Below are 18,077 nucleotides of genomic sequence, written 5' to 3'. Positions count from 1 at the left end.
TCAGGCCGCAGCGCGAATCGCGTCCAGCAGGGCCTGCCCGGGCGGCGTGGAAAACCAGGCGGCATGGCCGCGCAGGAAGGTGTCGTAGGCGACATCCGCGGCGCGCCGGTTTTTGGTGGCCGCATGGAAGTACTCCACTTCCGACAGTGCGAAATCGACGTGCACCACGGGCAGCAGCTCGGCCAGCAGATGGACGTCCGAACGATCCAGCGGACGCCGCCGCCGATAGCCGGCGATCAGCGCGAGCGCGATATCGGCATGCACGGCATCGTTGCCGCTGTCGAGCTCCAGCCAAGCGATCGCGTTGCGCTCGATCGCCGTGGCCAGGTCGAACAGTGCGAAGTTGGCGGCGGCCAGCCCGAGATCGAGCACGGTGGTGATCGTGGCGTCGTCGCCCGCGCCGCTCCAGCACAGGTTGGAGACGTGCCAGTCGCCGTGGGTCCACAGCCGCGGCTGCCGGGCCAGCGCGGGTTGGGCGTGCCGCCACGGCGCGAACAGCGCAGCGAGGTCGCGGCGCCAGTCGCGTCCGCGCAGGTAGTCGGCGAGTCCCGGGCGTTCGTGGAGCTGCGCGGCGAGGGCCTGCGCGGGATCGGCGGCGGTGGCCAGCTCGCTGCGTGCCACCAGCACGTGGGTGCTGCGCTGTTCGGCCACATGGCCTTGCGCCGCGCGATGCAGGCACGCAAGCATCTGGCCGGCAGCGAAGGCGTGCGCCGGTCGTGTCGGCGGCGACCAGGAGATGGTTTCGCGATACAGGTCGATGCCGTCCGCCTGCTCGTGCACTTCGTACACCCAGTCGCCGTGCGCGTGGGCGGTGTCGCCGTGCGCGTCGGCAAGCAGTCGCGCCAGCGGCATGCCGGCGCGACGCAGATGGGCGATGAAGTCGTGCTCTTCGCGCAGCGTGGCGGCGCTGCGCACGCTGCGGTGGTGGCGCTTCACGAACACCGTGCCGCCACCGGTCTGTACCAGGCAGGCGGCCGACAGCGGCCGCGGGCTGTGCCAGACGATCCGCCGCGGCGGCACCAGTTGCGGCATCGCGTCCAGCAGTGCGTGCACCTCGTCGCCGGTGAGGGCGGGCCAGTCCGGCGCGATCTCGTCGCCGGCCAGGCCGTGCACGCGGTGGGGGGAGTCGGTCATCATCGGGTCGCGCCGGAACACAGGCGCACGATTATCGTCGATGGCGCGCCGCGCGCCCGACTCTGGCCTTCCGCGGTCATGCTGCATCGCGTCTAATGGTGCTCCGCCCGCTGCCGTGTGTTGCCCTCGATGAGTGCGTTGCTGCTGCTGTTTGTCTGCCTGGTGCTGGGGGCGCTGGTGGCGCGTTTCGCGCGTCCGCCGGCGGGCATCGTGCAGGGGCTCAACTGGTGGGTGCTCAATATTGCGCTGCCGGCGCTGGTGCTGGCGATGATTCCGCGCGTGCATTTCAACCGGCACATCTGGTTTCCCGTGGCCACGATGTGGGTGACGTTCTTCGGCGCGTGGCTGCTGTTTGCGCTGCTCGGTCGTGTCTTGCACTGGCCGCGTGCGCGCATCGGCGCGCTGACGCTGGTGTGCGGGCTGGGCAACACCTCGTTCATGGGCTACCCGATGGTGCAGGCCATGCACGGCAAGCCCGGGCTGGCGCTGGCGGTGGTGGCCGACCAGTTGGGCTGTTTTCCGCTGCTGGCTGCTGGCGGCATCGTGGTGGCGTCGCTGTATTCCGGGCGCCAGCCCAGCGCGGTGCTGGTGGTGCGGCGCATCGCCACGTTCCCTGCCTTCATCGCGCTGCTGATCGGCATCGCGGTGGGCATGGCCGGCGGCTGGCCGGAAGCACTCGACCATCTGTTCCTGCAGCTGGGGCAGACGCTGACGCCGCTGGCGCTGTTCTCGGTGGGCCTGCAGTTCAAGCTGCATCTGGAGCGCGATCAGCTCGGCGCGCTGTCGGCCGGCCTCGGCTGGAAGCTGCTGCTGGCGCCGCTGGCCGGCTGGGCGCTGGGGTGGGTGTTCAGGGTGGACGGCCTGACGCTGTCGGTGGGCGTGCTGCAGGCGGCGATGGCGCCGATGGTCTCGGCGGCGATCCTGGCCGACCAGTACGAACTGGAACCGCGCCTGGCCAACACGGTGCTGGGCGCCGGCATCGTGCTGTCGCTGGCCACGGTGCCGATGGCCAATGCGTTGATGGGCAGCTGAGCGATGGCGCTGGAACTGACCGAGGTACGCGTGGACGTGTGGCTGTGGGCCGCGCGCTTCTTCAAGACGCGCGGCCTCGCCAAACAGGCGATCGGCAGCGGCAAGGTGCAGCTCAACGGCGGTGCGTGCAAGGCCGCGCGCCCGGTGCGCGTGGGCGATCGACTGATCGTGCGCCGCGGCGGGGAGACGGTGGAAGTCGAGCTGCTGGGACTGTCCGAACAGCGCGGCCCGGCGCCCGTGGCACAGGCGCTGCATCGCGAGAGCGAGGCCAGCCGGACCGCACGCGAGGCGGCGCGCGAGCAGCGTCGCCTGGCCGGTGCGCCGGTGCGGCCGGCGGGACGCCCGGGCAAGCACGATCGTGCCGCGCTGCGCCGGTTCAAGGACCACGGCGGCCACGGGGGAGTCTGAGCGCCGCCGCACACCCCGCAGTCGCGACAGGCATGTGCGATTGCGCTGCGGCGCGCCTGCACCGAGACTAGGAGCGGGGTAACACGGGGGAAGGCTCATGTCCGGATTCGATCTGTTCAAGCGTTTTCTGGGCAGCGGCAACGAGCGTCGGCAGCATCTGCCGCGCATCCAGGCCGCGCGCGGGATGCACATGCTGGTAGTGGACGACTCGCCCACCATCCGCGCCGTGCTCGGCAAGATGCTCAGTCAGGACGGCTACGAGGTGTCTGCGGCGGGCGACGGCGAATCCGCGCTGGCGATGGCGCGCAGCGAGAAGCCCGGCCTGATCTTCCTGGATATCGTGATGCCCGGCATGAACGGCTTCGCCGTGCTGCGCGCGCTGCGCCGCGAGCCGGACACCCAGGGCATTCCCATCGTGATGATCAGCGGCAACCTGCAGGCCACCGAGCAGTTCTACGTGCAGCGCTTCGGCGCCGATGACTTCATGAAGAAGCCGTTCGGCCGCGCCGAGGTGTTCACCCGCATCCAGCAGCTGGTGGAAGCGGGGCGGCTGGCCGCGCGCGACCCGATCCTCGATCCGCCGCAGGATCTGTCCAGCGAGCAGGTCGACGCGCACGATGCGATTCCCGACGTGGCGCTGCCTGATGCCGACGCCCCGCACATGGTGACGCCCACCGTCATCGGTCCGCTGATCGAGCCGCACGACGATGTGGTGCATGTGGCAGCGCCCATCGAGCACGACAAGCCGTACTGAGTCGCTACCGCGGCGGACTACAAAACGAGGAAGGCATGGATGAGCGGTAGACGCCCATGGTGCGATGGAATTCGTTTGTTCCGATTCGAACGATAGCTGCACACTATGCTGCATCCGCAGCGACCGACGATGCCGGCGGCCCAATCGATACGCGCAGGTTCGTCCCGACGCGTGATGGAAGCGACTGTCGCCGTCAGCCCAGCGCCTTGAGCCGGTAGAGCTCTTGCAGCGCCTCGCGGGGGGAGAGGGCGTCGGGATCGATGTCGGCCAGCCGCTGCTCCAGCGCCGAGGGTGCCGGTGGGGCGAACAGCCCCAGCTGCGGCGAGGCCTCGTCATGATGCGGTGCGGAACCGCCAGGATGCGCGCCTTTTTCCAGCCGGGCGAGGGTGTGCCGTGCGTCGGCGATCACCGCCCTGGGCAGGCCCGCCAGCGCGGCCACCTGCAGGCCGAAGCTGCGGTTGGCGGGGCCGTCCTTCACCGCGTGCATGAACACCAGTTGGTCGCCGTACTCGACCGCGTCCAGGTGCACGTTGGCGATGCCGGGGTATTCGCCGGCCAGCTCCGTCAACTCGAAATAGTGCGTGGCGAACAGCGTCCAGGCGCGGCAGTGGGTGGCCAGGTGCACGGCGCAGGCGCGTGCCAGCGCGAGGCCGTCGTAGGTGCTGGTGCCGCGGCCCACCTCGTCCATCAGCACCAGGCTGTGCTCGGTGGCGTTGTGCAGGATGTTGGCCGTCTCGCTCATTTCCACCATGAAGGTGGACTGGCCGCGCGAGAGATCGTCGCCGGCGCCGATGCGGGTGAAGATGCGGTCGATCGGACCGATCGTCGCCGCGCTGGCCGGTACGTGGCTGCCGATGTGGGCGAGCAGCACGATCAGCGCGTTCTGGCGCATGTAGGTCGATTTACCGCCCATGTTCGGGCCGGTGATCACCAGCATGCGGCGGCTGTCATCGAGCTTCAGGTCGTTCGGCTCGAACGGCTCGTCGCGCACCTTCTCCACCACCGGGTGGCGGCCGCGCTCGATCGCGATGCCGGGCTCGTCGCTGAGGACGGGTGCGGCCCAGTCCAGCGTCTCGGCACGCTCGGCCAGGGTGGCCAGTACGTCCAGTTCGGCGATCGCCGCGGCGGCGGCCTTCAGCGGTTCGAGCTTTTCGATGAGCTGGTCGAGCAGCTCCTCGTACAGCGCGCGCTCGCGCATCAGCGAACGCTCCCTGGCCGAAAGCACCTTGTCCTCGAAGGTTTTCAGTTCCTCGGTGATGTAGCGCTCGGCGTTCTTGGTGGTCTGGCGGCGCGTGTAGTGGGTGGGCGCCTTGTTCGACTGCCCCTTGCTGATCTCGATGTAGTAGCCGTGCACGCGGTTGTAGCCGACCTTGAGCGTGGCGATGCCGCTGGCGGCTTTTTCGCGCTCTTCCAGCTCGACCAGGTATTGGTCGGCGTGGGTGGACAGGCGGCGCAGTTCGTCCAGCTCGGCGTCGTAGCCGTCGGCGATGACGCCGCCGTCGCGCTGCAGCGCGGGCGGCTGCGCCACCACGGCGCGGGCCAGCCAGGCGGCGGTGTCGGCGTGGTCGCCGATGCGCTCGACCAGCGCGTGCAGCAGCGGGCTGTCCAGCGCGGCGATCTGGCCGCGCAGCTCGGGCGCGGCGGCGAGGCCGTCGCGCAGGGTGGAGAGGTCGCGCGGCCGCGCCGAGCGCAGCGCGACGCGGGCCAGGATGCGTTCCAGGTCGCCGATGCCGCGCAGCGTCTCGCGCAGGCTCAGGTGGCGCCGGCTGTCGATCAGCAGGCCGAGCGCCTGATGGCGCTGGCGCAGCACGGTGCGCGAGCGCAGCGGCCGGTTCAGCCAGCGGCGCAGTGCTCGCGCACCCATCGGCGTGACCGTCTCGTCGAGCACGCCGAGCAGGGTGTGTTCGGTGCGGCCGCTGGGGTGGGTGTCCAGCTCCAGATTGCGGCGGGTGGCGGCGTCCAGCGCGATGGTCTCGCTGGCGCTTTCCACCGCCATGCCGGTGAGGTGCGGCAGCGCGCTCTTCTGGGTTTCCTCGACGTAACCGAGCAGGCAGCCGGCCGCGGCCACCGCCAGTGGCAGCTTGTCGACGCCGAAACCGCCGAGGTCGCGGGTGCCGAAGAAGCGGTTCAGTTCGCGTCGTGCCGCATCGCTGTCGAAGTGCCACGGCGGACGCTTGCGCAGGCCGGGCAGGGCGCTGACCAGCTTCGGCCAGGCGACGTTCTCGTCGATCAGGGTTTCGGCCGGCTGCAGGCGCGCCAGTTCCGCGGCCAGCGCTTCGGCGGTGGGCACTTCGCTGAGCAGGAAGCGGCCGCTGGACAGATCGACCCAGGCCAGCCCGTAGGCGCCACCCGGCCCGGCGGCGATCGCCAGCAGCAGGTTGTCGCGGCGCTCTTCCAGCAGCGCGGCGTCGGTCACCGTGCCTGGAGTGACGATGCGCACCACCTTGCGCTCGACGATGCCCTTGGCCAGCGCCGGATCGCCGATCTGCTCGCAGATCGCCACCGACTCGCCCAGCTTCACCAGCCGAGCCAGGTAGTTCTCCACCGCGTGGTAGGGCACGCCGGCCATCGGGATCGGCGCACCGGCCGAGGCGCCGCGCTGGGTCAGCGTGATGTCCAGCAGTCGTGCGGCCTTGCGGGCGTCGTCGTAGAACAGTTCGTAGAAGTCGCCCATGCGGAAGAACAGCAGCACGTCGGGGTGCGCCGCCTTCGCCGAGAGGTACTGGCGCATCAGCGGCGTGTGCTGGGAGAGATCGTCTTGGCTCATGCGTGGGGCGGGTCTTGGCTCGGTCGCGCGGAACGGGTAGAACGGGAGGCTTCGCGCCGGAAGCGGCGCTTCGTTCAAGCCCGGGAGTCTCGCATGGAGTCGTCGTCCGTTCCTACCGATGCGCAACTGCGCCAGCTCGGCGAGGACGTTGCCGCACTCATGCGTGAGCGCAAACTGATGTTGGTGACGGCCGAATCATGCACCGGCGGCTTCATCGCCAAGGTGCTGACCGATCTGCCCGGCAGCTCGGCCTGGTTCGACGCCGGCGTGGTCACCTACAGCTACGAGGCGAAGGAGGCGCTGCTGGGCGTCAATCCGCGCACGCTCGAACGCGCCGGTGCGGTGAGCGAGGAAACCGTGCTGGAGATGGTCTCCGGCGCGCTGGCGCGCTTCGGTGCGGGCGCCGCGGTGGCGGTGACCGGCATCGCCGGGCCGTCGGGAGGCACCGACGAGAAGCCGGTCGGCACCGTGTGGATCGGCTGGAAGCGCCGCGGCGGTTACGCCCACGCGCGGCTGTTCCATTTCCAGGGCGATCGCGATGCGATCCGCCGTCAGACCGTGGCCGCAGCCCTCGACGGCCTGGGCAGGGAGCTGACGGACTGAGCCGGCGCGGGCCGGCCGCCGGACGGGCGGTCGCGCCCGCGGGATCGGCTTGACCGGTATGGGATACTCCCTGTCCGGTTTATCGCAGCCCATGAGATTGCCCCGGGGCATCATGTGGGCTGTCGTTCCAGCCTCCTCCTCTTACCGCTACCGCAGGACTCCCACGATGGATGACAACAAGCGCAAGGCGCTCGCCTCGGCCCTCGGCCAGATCGAAAAGCAGTTCGGCAAGGGCGCCGTGATGCGCCTGGGCGACCGCGTGAACGAGGCCATCGAGACGGTCTCCACCGGCTCGCTCGGCCTGGACATCGCGCTGGGCATCGGCGGCCTGCCGCGCGGCCGGGTGGTCGAGATCTACGGTCCGGAATCCTCGGGCAAGACCACGCTGACCCTGCAGGTGATCGCCAACTGCCAGAAGAACGGCGGCACCGCCGCCTTCGTCGACGCCGAGCACGCGCTCGACCCGACCTACGCCGAGAAGCTCGGCGTGAACCTGGACGATCTGCTGATCTCGCAGCCGGACACCGGCGAGCAGGCGCTGGAAATCGCCGACATGCTGGTGCGCTCCAACGCGGTGGACGTGGTGGTGGTCGACTCGGTCGCCGCGCTCACGCCCAAGGCGGAAATCGAGGGCGAGATGGGCGACTCCCACGTCGGCCTGCACGCCCGCCTGATGAGCCAGGCGCTGCGCAAGCTCACCGCCAACATCAAGAAATCCGGCACGCTGGTGATCTTCATCAACCAGATCCGCATGAAGATCGGCGTGATGTTCGGCAGCCCCGAGACCACCACCGGCGGCAACGCGCTGAAGTTCTACGCCTCGGTGCGGCTGGACATCCGCCGCATCGGCGCCGTCAAGAAGGGCGACGAGGTGATCGGCTCGGAGACCCGCGTCAAGGTGGTCAAGAACAAGGTCGCGCCGCCGTTCCGCCAGGCCGAGTTCGAGATCCTCTACGGCGAGGGCACCTCGCGCGAGGGCGAGATCATTGAGCTGGGCGTGCGCGAGAACCTGATCGACAAGTCCGGTGCCTGGTACAGCTACAACGGCGAGCGCATCGGCCAGGGCAAGGAGAACGTGCGCCAGTTCCTGCGCGACAACCCGGCCATTGCCAACGAGATCGACCAGCAGTTGCGCGCCCGTCTGCTGGTCAGTGGCAAGGCCGCCCCGGCCGCCGCCGAAGAGGCGGTCGACGCCGACGCCTGATGCGGGCCGATCCGCGCCCCGCGTTCCGGCACGGATGAAGCGGCGCAACGACAACGATCGCCCCAGGCCCAGCGCCTATGACAAGGCGCTGGGCCTGCTGGCGCGTCGGGAGCAGTCCCGGCGCGAGCTGAAGCGCAAGCTGGGGCAGGGCGGCTACGAGCCGGACGAGGCCACCGCCGCACTCGACCGCCTGGGCGAGCAGCGCTACCAGGACGATGAGCGCTTCGCCGGCATGCTGGTGCGCAATCGCGCCGGCCAGGGCTACGGCCCGGTGCGCATCCGCATGGAACTGAAGACCCACGGCGTGGACGACGCCACCATCCGCCAGCTGCTGGAGGAGGCCGACACCGACTGGCTGGCCAGCGCCGCCGGTCAGCTGCGCAAGCGCTATGGCAGCAAGCCTGCCGCCGACCATGCCGAACGCGCCAAGCGGGCGCAGTTCCTCTTGCGTCGCGGCTTTTCCGCCGCCACAGTACGGAATGTTACCCACGCCGAAGTGGATGACGCCGGCGACGACTGAGGCATTGGTTGACGCGGCGTCGCCGCGGCGTGGCCTTGTTTCAGCCATCGGATTTTTCGATGGCCCCATCGCCAGAAGCCCGCATGAAAACCGCCGAGATCCGTACCGCCTTCCTCGAATTCTTCCGCGCCAAGGACCACGCGATCGTGCCGTCCGCCTCGCTGGTGCCGTCCAGCGACCCGACGCTGCTGTTCACCAACTCGGGCATGGTGCCGTTCAAGAACGTGTTCCTGGGCAGCGAGAAGCTGCCGTACGCACGTGCGGCCGACGTGCAGCGCTGCCTGCGCGCCGGCGGCAAGCACAACGACCTGGACGCCGTGGGCTACACCGCGCGCCATCACACGTTCTTCGAAATGCTGGGCAACTGGTCGTTCGGCGACTACTTCAAGCGCGAGGCGATCGTGTGGGCGTGGGAGCTGCTCACCGACGTCCTCAGGCTGCCGGCGGACAAGCTGTGGGTCACCGTCTACCACACCGATGACGAGGCCTTCGGCATCTGGAACAAGGAGGTCGGCGTGCCGGCCGAGCGCATCGTGCGCGTCGGCGACAACAAGGGCGCGCCGTTCGCCTCGGACAACTTCTGGCAGATGGCCGACACCGGTCCCTGCGGTCCGTGCACCGAGATTTTCTACGACCACGGCCCGGACGTGGCCGGCGGCCCGCCCGGTTCGCCGGACGAGGACGGCGACCGCTACATCGAGATCTGGAACCTGGTGTTCATGCAGTTCGACCGCGCGCCGGACGGCACGCTGAGCCCGCTGCCGGCACCGTGCGTGGATACCGGCATGGGCCTGGAGCGCCTCGCCGCCGTGCTGCAGCACGTGCATTCGAACTACGAGATCGACCTGTTCGAGCGCCTGATCCGCAAGGCCGGGGAGTGCACCGGCACGGCGGATCTCGCCAACAAGTCGCTGCGGGTGATCGCCGACCACATCCGCGCCTGCGCGTTCCTGATCGTCGACGGCGTGCTGCCGTCCAACGAGGGCCGCGGCTACGTGCTGCGCCGGATCATCCGTCGGGCCCTGCGCCACGGCTGGATGCTGGGCGTGCGCGGCGATTTCTTCTGGAAGATGGTGGCGCCGCTGGTGGCCGAGATGGGCGAGGCCTATCCCGAACTGGCGTCGAAGCAGGCGTTCATCGAGGACGCGCTGCGCACCGAGGAGCAGCGCTTCGGCGAGACGCTGGAGCACGGCATGCGCGTGTTCGACGAGGTGGCCGGCAAATCCGGGAAGACGATTCCCGGCGTCGACGCTTTTCGCCTGTACGACACCTACGGCTTCCCGGTCGACCTCACCGCCGACATCGCGCGCGAACGCGGCATGGAAGTCGACATGGCCGGCTTCGAGCAGGCCATGAACGAGCAGCGCGAGCGCGCCCGCGCCGCCGGCAGGTTCGAAGCCAGGGGCCTGATGCCGGCCGATCTCGCCAGCCAACTGCAGCCCACGGCGTTTCTCGGTTACGACGCGCTTCGGATCGAGGGCGCGACGGTGGTCGGCATCGTGCGTGGCGGCAAGCAGTTCGATCGGCTGGCCGAGGGCGAGGACGGGCTGGTCATTCTCGACCGCACGCCGTTCTACGCCGAGTCCGGCGGCCAGGTGGGCGATACCGGTGTGCTGGCTGCGGCGGCCGGTCGCTTCGAGGTCTCCGACACGCTCAAGATGGGCGGCGTGTTCTTCGGTCATGCCGGCACCTGGCGCGGGGCCCAGCCGCTGCGCCGTGGCGATGTCGTGACCGCACAGGTGGACGAGGCACGCCGGCAAGCGGTCGTGCTGAACCATTCGGCCACCCACCTGCTGCACGCGGCGTTGCGCAGGGTGCTTGGGGACCACGTGATGCAGAAGGGCTCGCTGGTGGCACCGGAGCGCCTGCGCTTCGACTTTGCCCATTTCAAGCCGATGAGCCGCGAGGAGCTGGCCGAGGTCGAAACGCTGGTGAATGCCCAGGTGCGCCGCAATGCACCGGCCGAAGTCCACAACATGGCCTACGACGAGGCGATCGCCTTCGGTGCCATGGCGCTGTTCGGCGAGAAATACGGCGACGAAGTGCGCGTGCTCAAGATGGGTGAATTCTCCACCGAGCTGTGTGGCGGCACGCACGTGGGCCGCACCGGTGACATCGGCCTGTTCAAGATCGTCAGCGAGTCCGGCGTGTCTTCCGGGGTGCGTCGTATCGAGGCGGTCACCGGCGCCGGTGCGCTGGCCTACGTGGCAGACGAGGAGCGTCGACTGGGCGAACTGGCGCAGCTGCTCTCGGGCCATGGCGACGAGGTGGTCGACAAGCTGCGCCAGTTGTTCGACCGGCAGAAGAAGCTCGAGCGCGAACTGGAGTCCCTGCGCGCCAAGGCGGCGGGTTCGGCTACGGTCGACCTGGCCAGTTCGGCGCAGGTGGTCGACGGCATCAAGGTGGTCGCCGCGCGGCTGGAAGGGCTCGATGCCAAGGCCCTGCGCGACAGCATCGACCAGCTCAAACAGCAGCTGGGCGACTGCGTGGTGCTGCTGGCCGGTACGGCGGACGGTCGCGCCTCGCTGGTGGCCGGCGTGCACGGCAAGGCGCTGGGTCGCATCAAGGCTGGCGACGTGGTGGCCTATGTCGCGGCCCAGATCGACGGCAAGGGCGGTGGGCGGCCGGACATGGCGCAGGGCGGCGGTCAAGATGCGCCGCAGTTGCCCGGCCTGTTGAATGCCTTGCCGGCATGGGTCGGTGAGCGTCTGGCCAGTTGAGGCCTCTCGCTGAACGGCCGCGCTTTCAATCAAAGGCCGATTGCGCGGTTCGGCGACGCTCGGCTAGTATCAACGGATTGCCAGTGCCACTCGTTGCGATGGTGCTGCCTGCCGGGGCACGTTGTTCGCCTTGGCTGAAGCCGGGGAAGGCGGAAAGGCCTTCGACGGAAACTGTCGTCGAACTGTTGGCGGACTCAGGGGTGAGGTCTCGTCAGCCAGATGGCCTGTAACCACACCATTCTATGGAGTAGCAAATCATGTTGATTCTGACCCGTCGGGTCGGTGAAACCCTGATGATCGGTGACGAGGTGACCGTCACCGTTCTCGGCGTCAAGGGCAACCAGGTGCGTATTGGCATCAATGCGCCCAAGAACGTCTCGGTGCATCGCGAAGAAATCTACCAGCGGATCAAGGGCGAGAACGAGTCCGGCAACCTGGGTTCGGGCGAGAATACCGCCGAGTAGGAACTCGAGGCTTTACCTCGACCACGTCGGTCGGTATGCTTGCCGGCTCCGCAGCAATGCGGACAAATACGGAGAGATGCCCGAGAGGCCGAAGGGGCTCCCCTGCTAAGGGAGTATAGGGTCAAAAGCCTTATCGAGGGTTCGAATCCCTCTCTCTCCGCCAGAAACGCAAAACGCCCCTTCGCGGGGCGTTTTGCGTTTCTGGAATGCCGTTCCGGATCGCGCAACACAACTGTCGCAGCGCGTATTTCGCTCAGGAGATGGGCAGGCCTGACAGCTCGATGGCCTGGCGCGTCACGCGCAGCAGCGAACCCTGCGCATACCAGTCGCCCAGCACGATGCGCTCGGCCGGTTGGCCGTCCAGATCGAAGCGATGGATGGCCGGACGATGCGTGTGACCATGAATCAACCGGGTGACGCCGGCGTTGCGCATGGCTTCGGCGACGGCGTCGGCATTGACGTCCATGATGGCTTCCCCGCTACTGCCTGTATGCGCGCGGCTGTCTTCGCGGGCCTTGGCGGAAAAAGCGCGACGGGCATCGAGCGGCATGCCCAGAATCTGCGCCTGCCACTGCGATTGACGCACCTGCCTGCGGACGGCCTGGTACGCACTGTCATCGGTGCACAGCACGTCGCCGTGCATCAGCAGCGTGCGGCGCCCTTCGATGTCATGCACCGTGCCGTCGTCGAGCAGGGTCAGGCCGGCGCGGCGTGCGAACGACTCGCCGAGCAGGAAGTCGCGGTTGCCCGCCATGAAATACACCCGGACACCGGCGTCGCTCACCGCGCGTGTGGCGGCCGCGATGCGCGCGGGCAAGTGCGCATCGTCATCATCGCCGATCCAGGCTTCCACGAGATCGCCAAGAATGTAGAGCGCCTGTGCCGAGCGCACTTCCCGGCCAGCGAGCAACCGTTCGAAGAGTGTGGTGATGTGCGGCCGGCTGTCGTCCAGGTGCAGGTCCGAAATGAGCACAGTTGCCATCGCGTCAGTGCTTGCCGCCGGACTTGGCCTCGGCCGGCTTGGCCTTCGCGCCGGTGGCTGCGGATGGGATCTTGCTGTCCACGACAGCGGGCGAGGGCTCGCCCACAACCTCGGCGCCGGTGATCACCACGATGGGGTTGGGAACATCACCGGCGAACGGGCCAAGTGCACGCGTTGGCAGGGCAGCGATCTTGTCCACGACGTCCATGCCTTTGACCACTTTGCCAAAGACGGCATAACCCCAGGTCAGTCCGCTCTGGCTGCCCACGAAATCCAGCCGGCGATTGTCCACGAGATTGAAGAAGAACTGCGACGTGCCCGAATTCGGATCCGCGCCGCGGGCAACCGCTACCGTGCCACGTACATTGGACAGGCCGTTGTCCGCCTCGCTGGCGATGGCGGGCCGGGTGCGCCGTGGTTGCAGGTCCCGCGTATAGAGGCCGCCCTGAACGAGATAGCCCGGAATCACGCGGTGAAAAACCGTGCCGGCATAGAAACCGTCGCGCACGTACTGCAGGAAATTCGCCACGCTCTTGGGCGATTTGTCCGGATAAAGCTCCAGCGTGATGTCGCCCTGGGTGGTGTGCAGGACGACCTGTGGCGCCGGTGCTGGCGCAGCGGGAGGATTCTTCGGCGCACCCTGGGCGTTCAGCGCAGCGGGAACGATCATCAGCAGGGACAGCAGGCAGGTTTTGAACATGGGACTCGTGCGTGCAGGGGATTTCCTCATGATACGCGGCCGGGATGGCCCGGTGCAGCGCGGCGTGCAGCCGGCGTGAAGGATTTGCTAACCTGTCCGCGGCTGCGCAGGGGCAGCTGTGGAGATGCCACATGCAAACGATGAATGCGCACTTCGCGTTGCGACGCGGACTGCGGTTGTTTGCAGGGATGCTGGGGGCTCGCAAGGATTTTCCTGTATCGCAAGCGACAGGCGTGATTCGGAATGATCTCGTGTCCTGGTGCTCCGACGCACGAACCCGTCGCGGCGACGAAATGGCCAGACGCCAGGGGCTGGACCCGCTTGCCGACGATTGAGCCGCTGCCCGGCCACGGTCTGCATTTTCTGCCGGCCCACGGCGCAAAACCGGTGTGCAAGTCCGACCTGCGCGCACACTGTGTGTAGGCATGTTCTGACGGCGACCTGGCTGCGGTCATGGCAAGCTGGCCGTGGCAGGTCCGGCCGCAGGGGGTGTGGGAAGCAGGCCTGCCGTCTTCGACATGCAAGGGAAGAGCCCGGGCTGCCGGGTAAGGGAAGAGCCCGGGCTGCCGGGTCCAGGCTGTCAGCGGGCGCGAACGCGCCTATCATGGGCAGGCGCCGCGGGCGTTGCTGCCGTCATCACCCAAGGAGGGTATGAAGTGATCAATATTGTCTTGGTGGACGATCACGAACTGGTGCGTACCGGTTTCAGAATGATCCTGCAGCAACAGCCGGATATACGCATTCGCGGCGAGGTGGGCACGGCAGAGGAGGGCTTGCGCCTGATTCGCACGCTGGCCCCGGACATTGCCCTCGTGGATGTGCACATGCCCGGCATGAGCGGCATCGAACTCACCGAACGCGTGGTCCGGTCCAAGTTGCATACCCGCATCGTGATCGTGACGGTGGTGGACGACGCCCGCTTTCCCAAGCGCCTGCTGGACGCCGGAGCGCTGGGCTACCTGACCAAGGGATGTTCGGCGGAAGAACTGCTCGCGGCGGTGCGGCAAGTGGCCATCGGGCGACGTTACCTTGCGCCTGCCGTGGCCCAGCAGCTGGCGCTGGCCACCCTGGATGGTACCGAATCGCCGTTTGATGCGCTGTCCAGTCGGGAACTGGAGGTGGCCATGATGCTGGTCCGGGGCAAGCCACTGACGCTCATCGGCGAACAACTCAATCTCAGTCCAAAGACGGTTTCCACGTACAAGCAGCGCTTGATGGAAAAACTCAACGTCGACCACGTGATCAGCCTGTCGCATCTGATGGCCACGCACGGCTTGATCGACATGGCCAACCAGCAGCACGCCAACGTCTGAGAGGCTGAGAAAAAATCGCCCGCCTACTGCGACCGTCGCCAAACGCCCGTGCCGGCGGCGCGCTGGGCGCAAATCCGGGTCATTTGGTTCACCAAACTCCCCGGATTTGCGCCCAACGCACCTTGTCACGAACGCTTGGCGGCGCTCTCGCTACGGCGGTCGAATTTTTCTCAGCCTCTGAGGCTTGCTGCAGGCACAAAAAAACCGGGCTTTCGTCCGGTTTTTTTGTGCGTGGGCGGAGGCTCAGCCGGCCGATGGATTGTCCCGGTTGCGTCTCTCCTCGGCTTCGTCCGGCGCGCGTTCGAGCGGCTCCATGCCCGCGGTGTGCGCAGCGGCGGCCAGCAGATCCCCTTGGGCCGGCGAAGGCCTGGGCTGTACCGGCTCCGACACCGCAGGCGTAACCACCGGCTGCGGCGGCGCGACCGCCGCAGCCGGCTCAGCCGGCTCCGCTTGCCCGGTCGTCACCGTCACCGCCGCCGGCGCCAGCGGTGCCGGCGGCGTTGGAGCGACGGGGCTCGCCGGGATCTCCGCTTCCGCCACGCGACCGTCAATCACCGGGGTGTGCGGCGGTTGCTCCGCTGCATCAGTCACCTGCTCCGGAATCGGGGGCAGTGTGGGCAGATTGAACGATGTTGCGGAGGACGTGCTGACCTGTGTCCCGGACCCGGTTGCCGGCGCAGGCGATGGCGGGGTGGTTGGCAGGAAAGTGGCAGGGGGCGGCAGGACCGGAGATTGTTCGGCTTGCGGAGCACGGGCATGACCCGGCACCGTGGCGCCGTCCGTCACTGGCGAGGCGACGCCGGTTGCCACTGGCGCCGCGCGCTGCGGGCCGGTTGCCCGGTCGACATGGGCCGATGGGGATGTTGCCGGTGCCGCTGAAGGATCGGCCGCGCTGGCTACGGCATCGTCGCGATCCTCGTCGTCCAGCATCCTGGCCTGCTGCGAGGCTTCGGCCGAAGCCGGAGTCGCGTTGTCGTCCTGACGGCGGCGGCGGCGGCCGCCACGACGGCCGCGGCGGCGACGTGCGCCGTTGCTTTCGGTATCGCCATCGCCATCGCCGGCGCTGTCCGGGCGGGAGACTACCGGTGCGTTGGCGATACCTGCCGAATCGACCGACGCGATCTTGACCTCGTCGCTTGCCGGCTCGGCACCGGTCGCCGGGCGTGATGCCTGCGGCCGGCGCTCGGGACGCGCAGAGGCAGGCGCAGCGCCGGGGGCATCGCTCCTGGCGGGCCTGTCCTCGGCGTGCGGCGCAGGCTGCGGGGCACGTGGTGGTCGCGGTTCCTGGCGAAGTGTGGTGCTGGCCTGCGCCTGGCGCACCTGGCTGCCTTGCGGCTGCTCGCCACGTTGGCGGTTGCCCTTGCCGGGTCCGTTGGAACTGCCGCGGTTGGCGTTGTTGGAGGGACCTGGTTCGCGGCGGGTGCTGCCCTGGTTGCCACGGTTGCCGGAGGGCGCCGCCTGGGACGAGCCCGGACGGCCGCGTTCGTCGCGACGCGTGCCCTGTCGGCGATTCGTGGCCTCGCCCGGCACCGAAGTCGAGGACTTCGGTGCCCGCTCCGGTCCGCGGAACCAGCCCAGCAGCCGGGACAGCAGGCCGCCGGTATCCGGCGCCGGCGCGGCCGCTGCGGGCGCGGGCGCCCGGCGCGGCGGCACCGCCGGCGGAGACGGCGCCGCCGACTCTTCGCGCACGGGCGCGGGCGAGGACGGCACCACCCCGCTGACGGCAGGCTGCTCGCTGCTGCCCAGCGCCTGGCCCATCTTGGGAATCGGCGCGGCCTCGACGGTGGTCAGGCGCTCGTAGCTGGGCTTGCTGTGCTCGCCCATCTCCGCTTCCTTGATCCGCTGGATCTGGATGTGCGGCGTTTCCAGCTTGTCATCGGCCACGATGACGACGTGGACCTTGTTGCGCAGCTCGATCTCGACCACGCTGGCGCGCTTCTCGTTGAGCATGAAGTTGGCCACTTCCGGCGGCGCCTGCACCAGCACCTGGCCGGTGTTGTCCTTCATCGCATGCTCTTCGATCAGGCGCAGGGTCGACAGCGACAGCGATTCGATGCCGCGGATGTAGCCATGGCCCTCGCAGCGCGGACAGACCACCTGGGTGGCCTCGCCCAGCGACGGACGCAGGCGCTGGCGCGACATTTCCAGCAGGCCGAAGCGCGAGATGCGGCCGATCTGCACGCGGGCGCGATCGAGCTTGAGCGCGTCCTTGAGCTTCTCTTCCACTTCGCGCTGGTGGCGTGGGCTGTCCATGTCGATGAAGTCGATGACGATCAGGCCGCCGGCGTCACGGATGCGCAGCTGGCGGGCGATTTCCACCGCAGCCTCGCAGTTCGTGTTGAACGCGGTTTCCTCGATGTCGCCGCCCTTGGTCGCCTTGGCCGAGTTGATGTCGATCGCGGTCAGCGCCTCGGTCTGGTCGACCACGATCGAGCCGCCTGACGGCAGGCGCACCTGGCGATCGAACACGCTCTCGATCTGCGTCTCGATCTGGTAGCGCGAAAACAGCGGGGTATCGTCCTTGTACAGCTTGAGCTTGCGCAGGGCGTTGGGCATCACCTGCTGCATGAACTCGCGCGCGTCGTTGTACAGCGATTCCTCGTCGATCAGGATCTCGCCGATGTCGTTGCGCAGGTAGTCGCGCAGGGCGCGGATGAACAGCTTCGATTCCTGGTAGATCAGGAACGGCGCCTTCTGCTTGCTGGCCGCCTCGGAAATCGAGCGCCACAGCGTGAGCAGGTAGTCCAGGTCCCACTGCAGCTCTTCGGCGTCGCGACCCATGCCGGCGGTGCGCACGATCAGGCCGACGTCGTCGGGCACCTTGAGGTGCTCCAGCGCCTCCTTCAGCGCCTGCCGGTCCTCGCCCTCGATCCGGCGGGAGACGCCGCCGGCCTTCGGGTTGTTCGGCATCAGCACCATGTAGCGGCCGGCCAGGCTGATGAAGGTGGTCAGCGCCGCGCCCTTGTTGCCGCGCTCTTCCTTCTCCACCTGGACGACCAGTTCCTGGCCTTCCTTCAGCAGTTCGCGGATGTTCGCCTTGTTCGGGTCCAGGCCCGGGGTGAAGTATTCGCGGGCGATTTCCTTGAGCGGCAGGAAGCCGTGGCGTTCGGCGCCGTAATCGATGAAGCAGGCTTCGAGGGAGGCTTCGACGCGAGTGATGCGGCCCTTGTAGATGTTGGCCTTCTTCTGTTCGCGGGAGGGGATCTCGATGTCGAGGTCGTACAGAGTCTGGCCATCGACGATGGCCACGCGCAACTCTTCACGCTGAGTTGCGTTGATCAACATGCGTTTCATTGTGTTGTTTTCCTTGAACTTGCCGCGCGTCGCGTGCCTCGGTGGCGCCACTGGGGGCGGCCTGCCGGGGATCGCGCCGCTGCGGTCAAGCGGCAAAAGTACGGCACCGTTCCGGGTGCCGGCGATGATTCCTGGTCACTACGCCGCGGAACGCCAATACGGGGTGAGCCGATCGGACAAAC

General features: G+C 68.1%; 15 protein-coding genes and 1 tRNA gene. 11 read left to right on the top strand and 5 right to left on the bottom strand.

The annotated features are described in order from the left end of the window. Positions 1 to 1,134: a phosphotransferase enzyme family protein gene (locus ACO2Q2_RS00380; RefSeq protein ID WP_423253794.1), complete on the bottom strand. Its 1,134-nt coding sequence runs from the start codon at positions 1,132 to 1,134 to the stop codon at positions 1 to 3. A 129-nt stretch (positions 1,135 to 1,263) separates the two neighbouring features. Here ACO2Q2_RS00380 and ACO2Q2_RS00375 point away from each other — a divergent pair, with 129 nt between their 5' ends. From ACO2Q2_RS00375 to ACO2Q2_RS00365, 3 genes are all read left to right on the top strand, one after another. Beyond that, the gene (locus tag ACO2Q2_RS00375; protein ID WP_423253793.1) at positions 1,264 to 2,166 is read left to right on the top strand and encodes an AEC family transporter; all 903 of its coding nucleotides are present in this window, start codon (positions 1,264 to 1,266) and stop codon (positions 2,164 to 2,166) included. A 3-nt stretch (positions 2,167 to 2,169) separates the two neighbouring features. Next, positions 2,170 to 2,574, top strand: a complete 405-nt coding sequence (locus ACO2Q2_RS00370) for an RNA-binding S4 domain-containing protein (RefSeq protein ID WP_423253792.1) — start codon at positions 2,170 to 2,172, stop codon at positions 2,572 to 2,574. 97 nt (positions 2,575 to 2,671) lie between these two features. Then, positions 2,672 to 3,328: a response regulator gene (locus ACO2Q2_RS00365; RefSeq protein ID WP_423253791.1), complete on the top strand. Its 657-nt coding sequence runs from the start codon at positions 2,672 to 2,674 to the stop codon at positions 3,326 to 3,328. Positions 3,329 to 3,521: 193 nt separating this feature from the next. On the opposite strand, the gene mutS is transcribed toward ACO2Q2_RS00365, so the two are convergent. Then, the gene (mutS, locus tag ACO2Q2_RS00360; RefSeq protein WP_423253790.1) at positions 3,522 to 6,095 is read right to left on the bottom strand and encodes a DNA mismatch repair protein MutS; all 2,574 of its coding nucleotides are present in this window, start codon (positions 6,093 to 6,095) and stop codon (positions 3,522 to 3,524) included. Positions 6,096 to 6,188: 93 nt separating this feature from the next. Here mutS and ACO2Q2_RS00355 point away from each other — a divergent pair, with 93 nt between their 5' ends. The 6 genes from ACO2Q2_RS00355 (at position 6,189) to ACO2Q2_RS00330 (ending at position 11,769) form a co-directional block, all read left to right on the top strand. Next, positions 6,189 to 6,698: a CinA family protein gene (locus ACO2Q2_RS00355; protein ID WP_423253789.1), complete on the top strand. Its 510-nt coding sequence runs from the start codon at positions 6,189 to 6,191 to the stop codon at positions 6,696 to 6,698. 166 nt (positions 6,699 to 6,864) lie between these two features. Next, on the top strand, positions 6,865 to 7,902 hold the full coding sequence (recA, locus tag ACO2Q2_RS00350; protein ID WP_423253788.1) for a recombinase RecA: 1,038 nt from the start codon (positions 6,865 to 6,867) through the stop codon (positions 7,900 to 7,902). Positions 7,903 to 7,936: 34 nt separating this feature from the next. Beyond that, complete coding sequence (locus tag ACO2Q2_RS00345) at positions 7,937 to 8,422, top strand: regulatory protein RecX (RefSeq protein ID WP_423253787.1); 486 nt, start codon at positions 7,937 to 7,939, stop codon at positions 8,420 to 8,422. A gap of 83 nt (positions 8,423 to 8,505) precedes the next feature. Further along, positions 8,506 to 11,142, top strand: a complete 2,637-nt coding sequence (gene alaS / locus ACO2Q2_RS00340; protein WP_423253786.1) for an alanine--tRNA ligase — start codon at positions 8,506 to 8,508, stop codon at positions 11,140 to 11,142. 257 nt (positions 11,143 to 11,399) lie between these two features. Next, positions 11,400 to 11,606, top strand: coding sequence for a carbon storage regulator CsrA (gene csrA, locus ACO2Q2_RS00335; RefSeq protein ID WP_423253785.1), 207 nt, complete (start codon positions 11,400 to 11,402; stop codon positions 11,604 to 11,606). A 70-nt stretch (positions 11,607 to 11,676) separates the two neighbouring features. After that, positions 11,677 to 11,769 (top strand) — tRNA-Ser (locus tag ACO2Q2_RS00330). Between the two features lie 90 nt (positions 11,770 to 11,859). Here the strand turns inward: ACO2Q2_RS00330 and ACO2Q2_RS00325 are convergent. Then, a complete protein-coding gene (locus ACO2Q2_RS00325) occupies positions 11,860 to 12,588 on the bottom strand; it encodes a UDP-2,3-diacylglucosamine diphosphatase (protein ID WP_423253784.1) in 729 nt (242 codons plus the stop codon). A gap of 4 nt (positions 12,589 to 12,592) precedes the next feature. Beyond that, positions 12,593 to 13,288, bottom strand: a complete 696-nt coding sequence (locus tag ACO2Q2_RS00320) for a peptidylprolyl isomerase (protein ID WP_423253783.1) — start codon at positions 13,286 to 13,288, stop codon at positions 12,593 to 12,595. A 131-nt stretch (positions 13,289 to 13,419) separates the two neighbouring features. On the opposite strand from ACO2Q2_RS00320, the gene ACO2Q2_RS00315 reads away from it, so the two are divergent. Next, on the top strand, positions 13,420 to 13,623 hold the full coding sequence (locus tag ACO2Q2_RS00315; RefSeq protein ID WP_423253782.1) for a hypothetical protein: 204 nt from the start codon (positions 13,420 to 13,422) through the stop codon (positions 13,621 to 13,623). 321 nt (positions 13,624 to 13,944) lie between these two features. Then, positions 13,945 to 14,601: a response regulator gene (locus ACO2Q2_RS00310; RefSeq protein ID WP_423253781.1), complete on the top strand. Its 657-nt coding sequence runs from the start codon at positions 13,945 to 13,947 to the stop codon at positions 14,599 to 14,601. 243 nt (positions 14,602 to 14,844) lie between these two features. On the opposite strand, the gene ACO2Q2_RS00305 is transcribed toward ACO2Q2_RS00310, so the two are convergent. Further along, positions 14,845 to 17,895: an Rne/Rng family ribonuclease gene (locus ACO2Q2_RS00305; RefSeq protein WP_423253780.1), complete on the bottom strand. Its 3,051-nt coding sequence runs from the start codon at positions 17,893 to 17,895 to the stop codon at positions 14,845 to 14,847. Between the last annotated feature and the right edge of the window lie 182 nt (positions 17,896 to 18,077).

It is taken from the genome of Dyella sp. KRB-257, from assembly GCF_049445995.1.
In the GTDB taxonomy this organism is placed as follows: domain Bacteria; phylum Pseudomonadota; class Gammaproteobacteria; order Xanthomonadales; family Rhodanobacteraceae; genus Dyella_A.
Note: the sequence above shows the minus strand (reverse complement) of the source record. Positions and strands in the feature narration are given on the sequence as shown.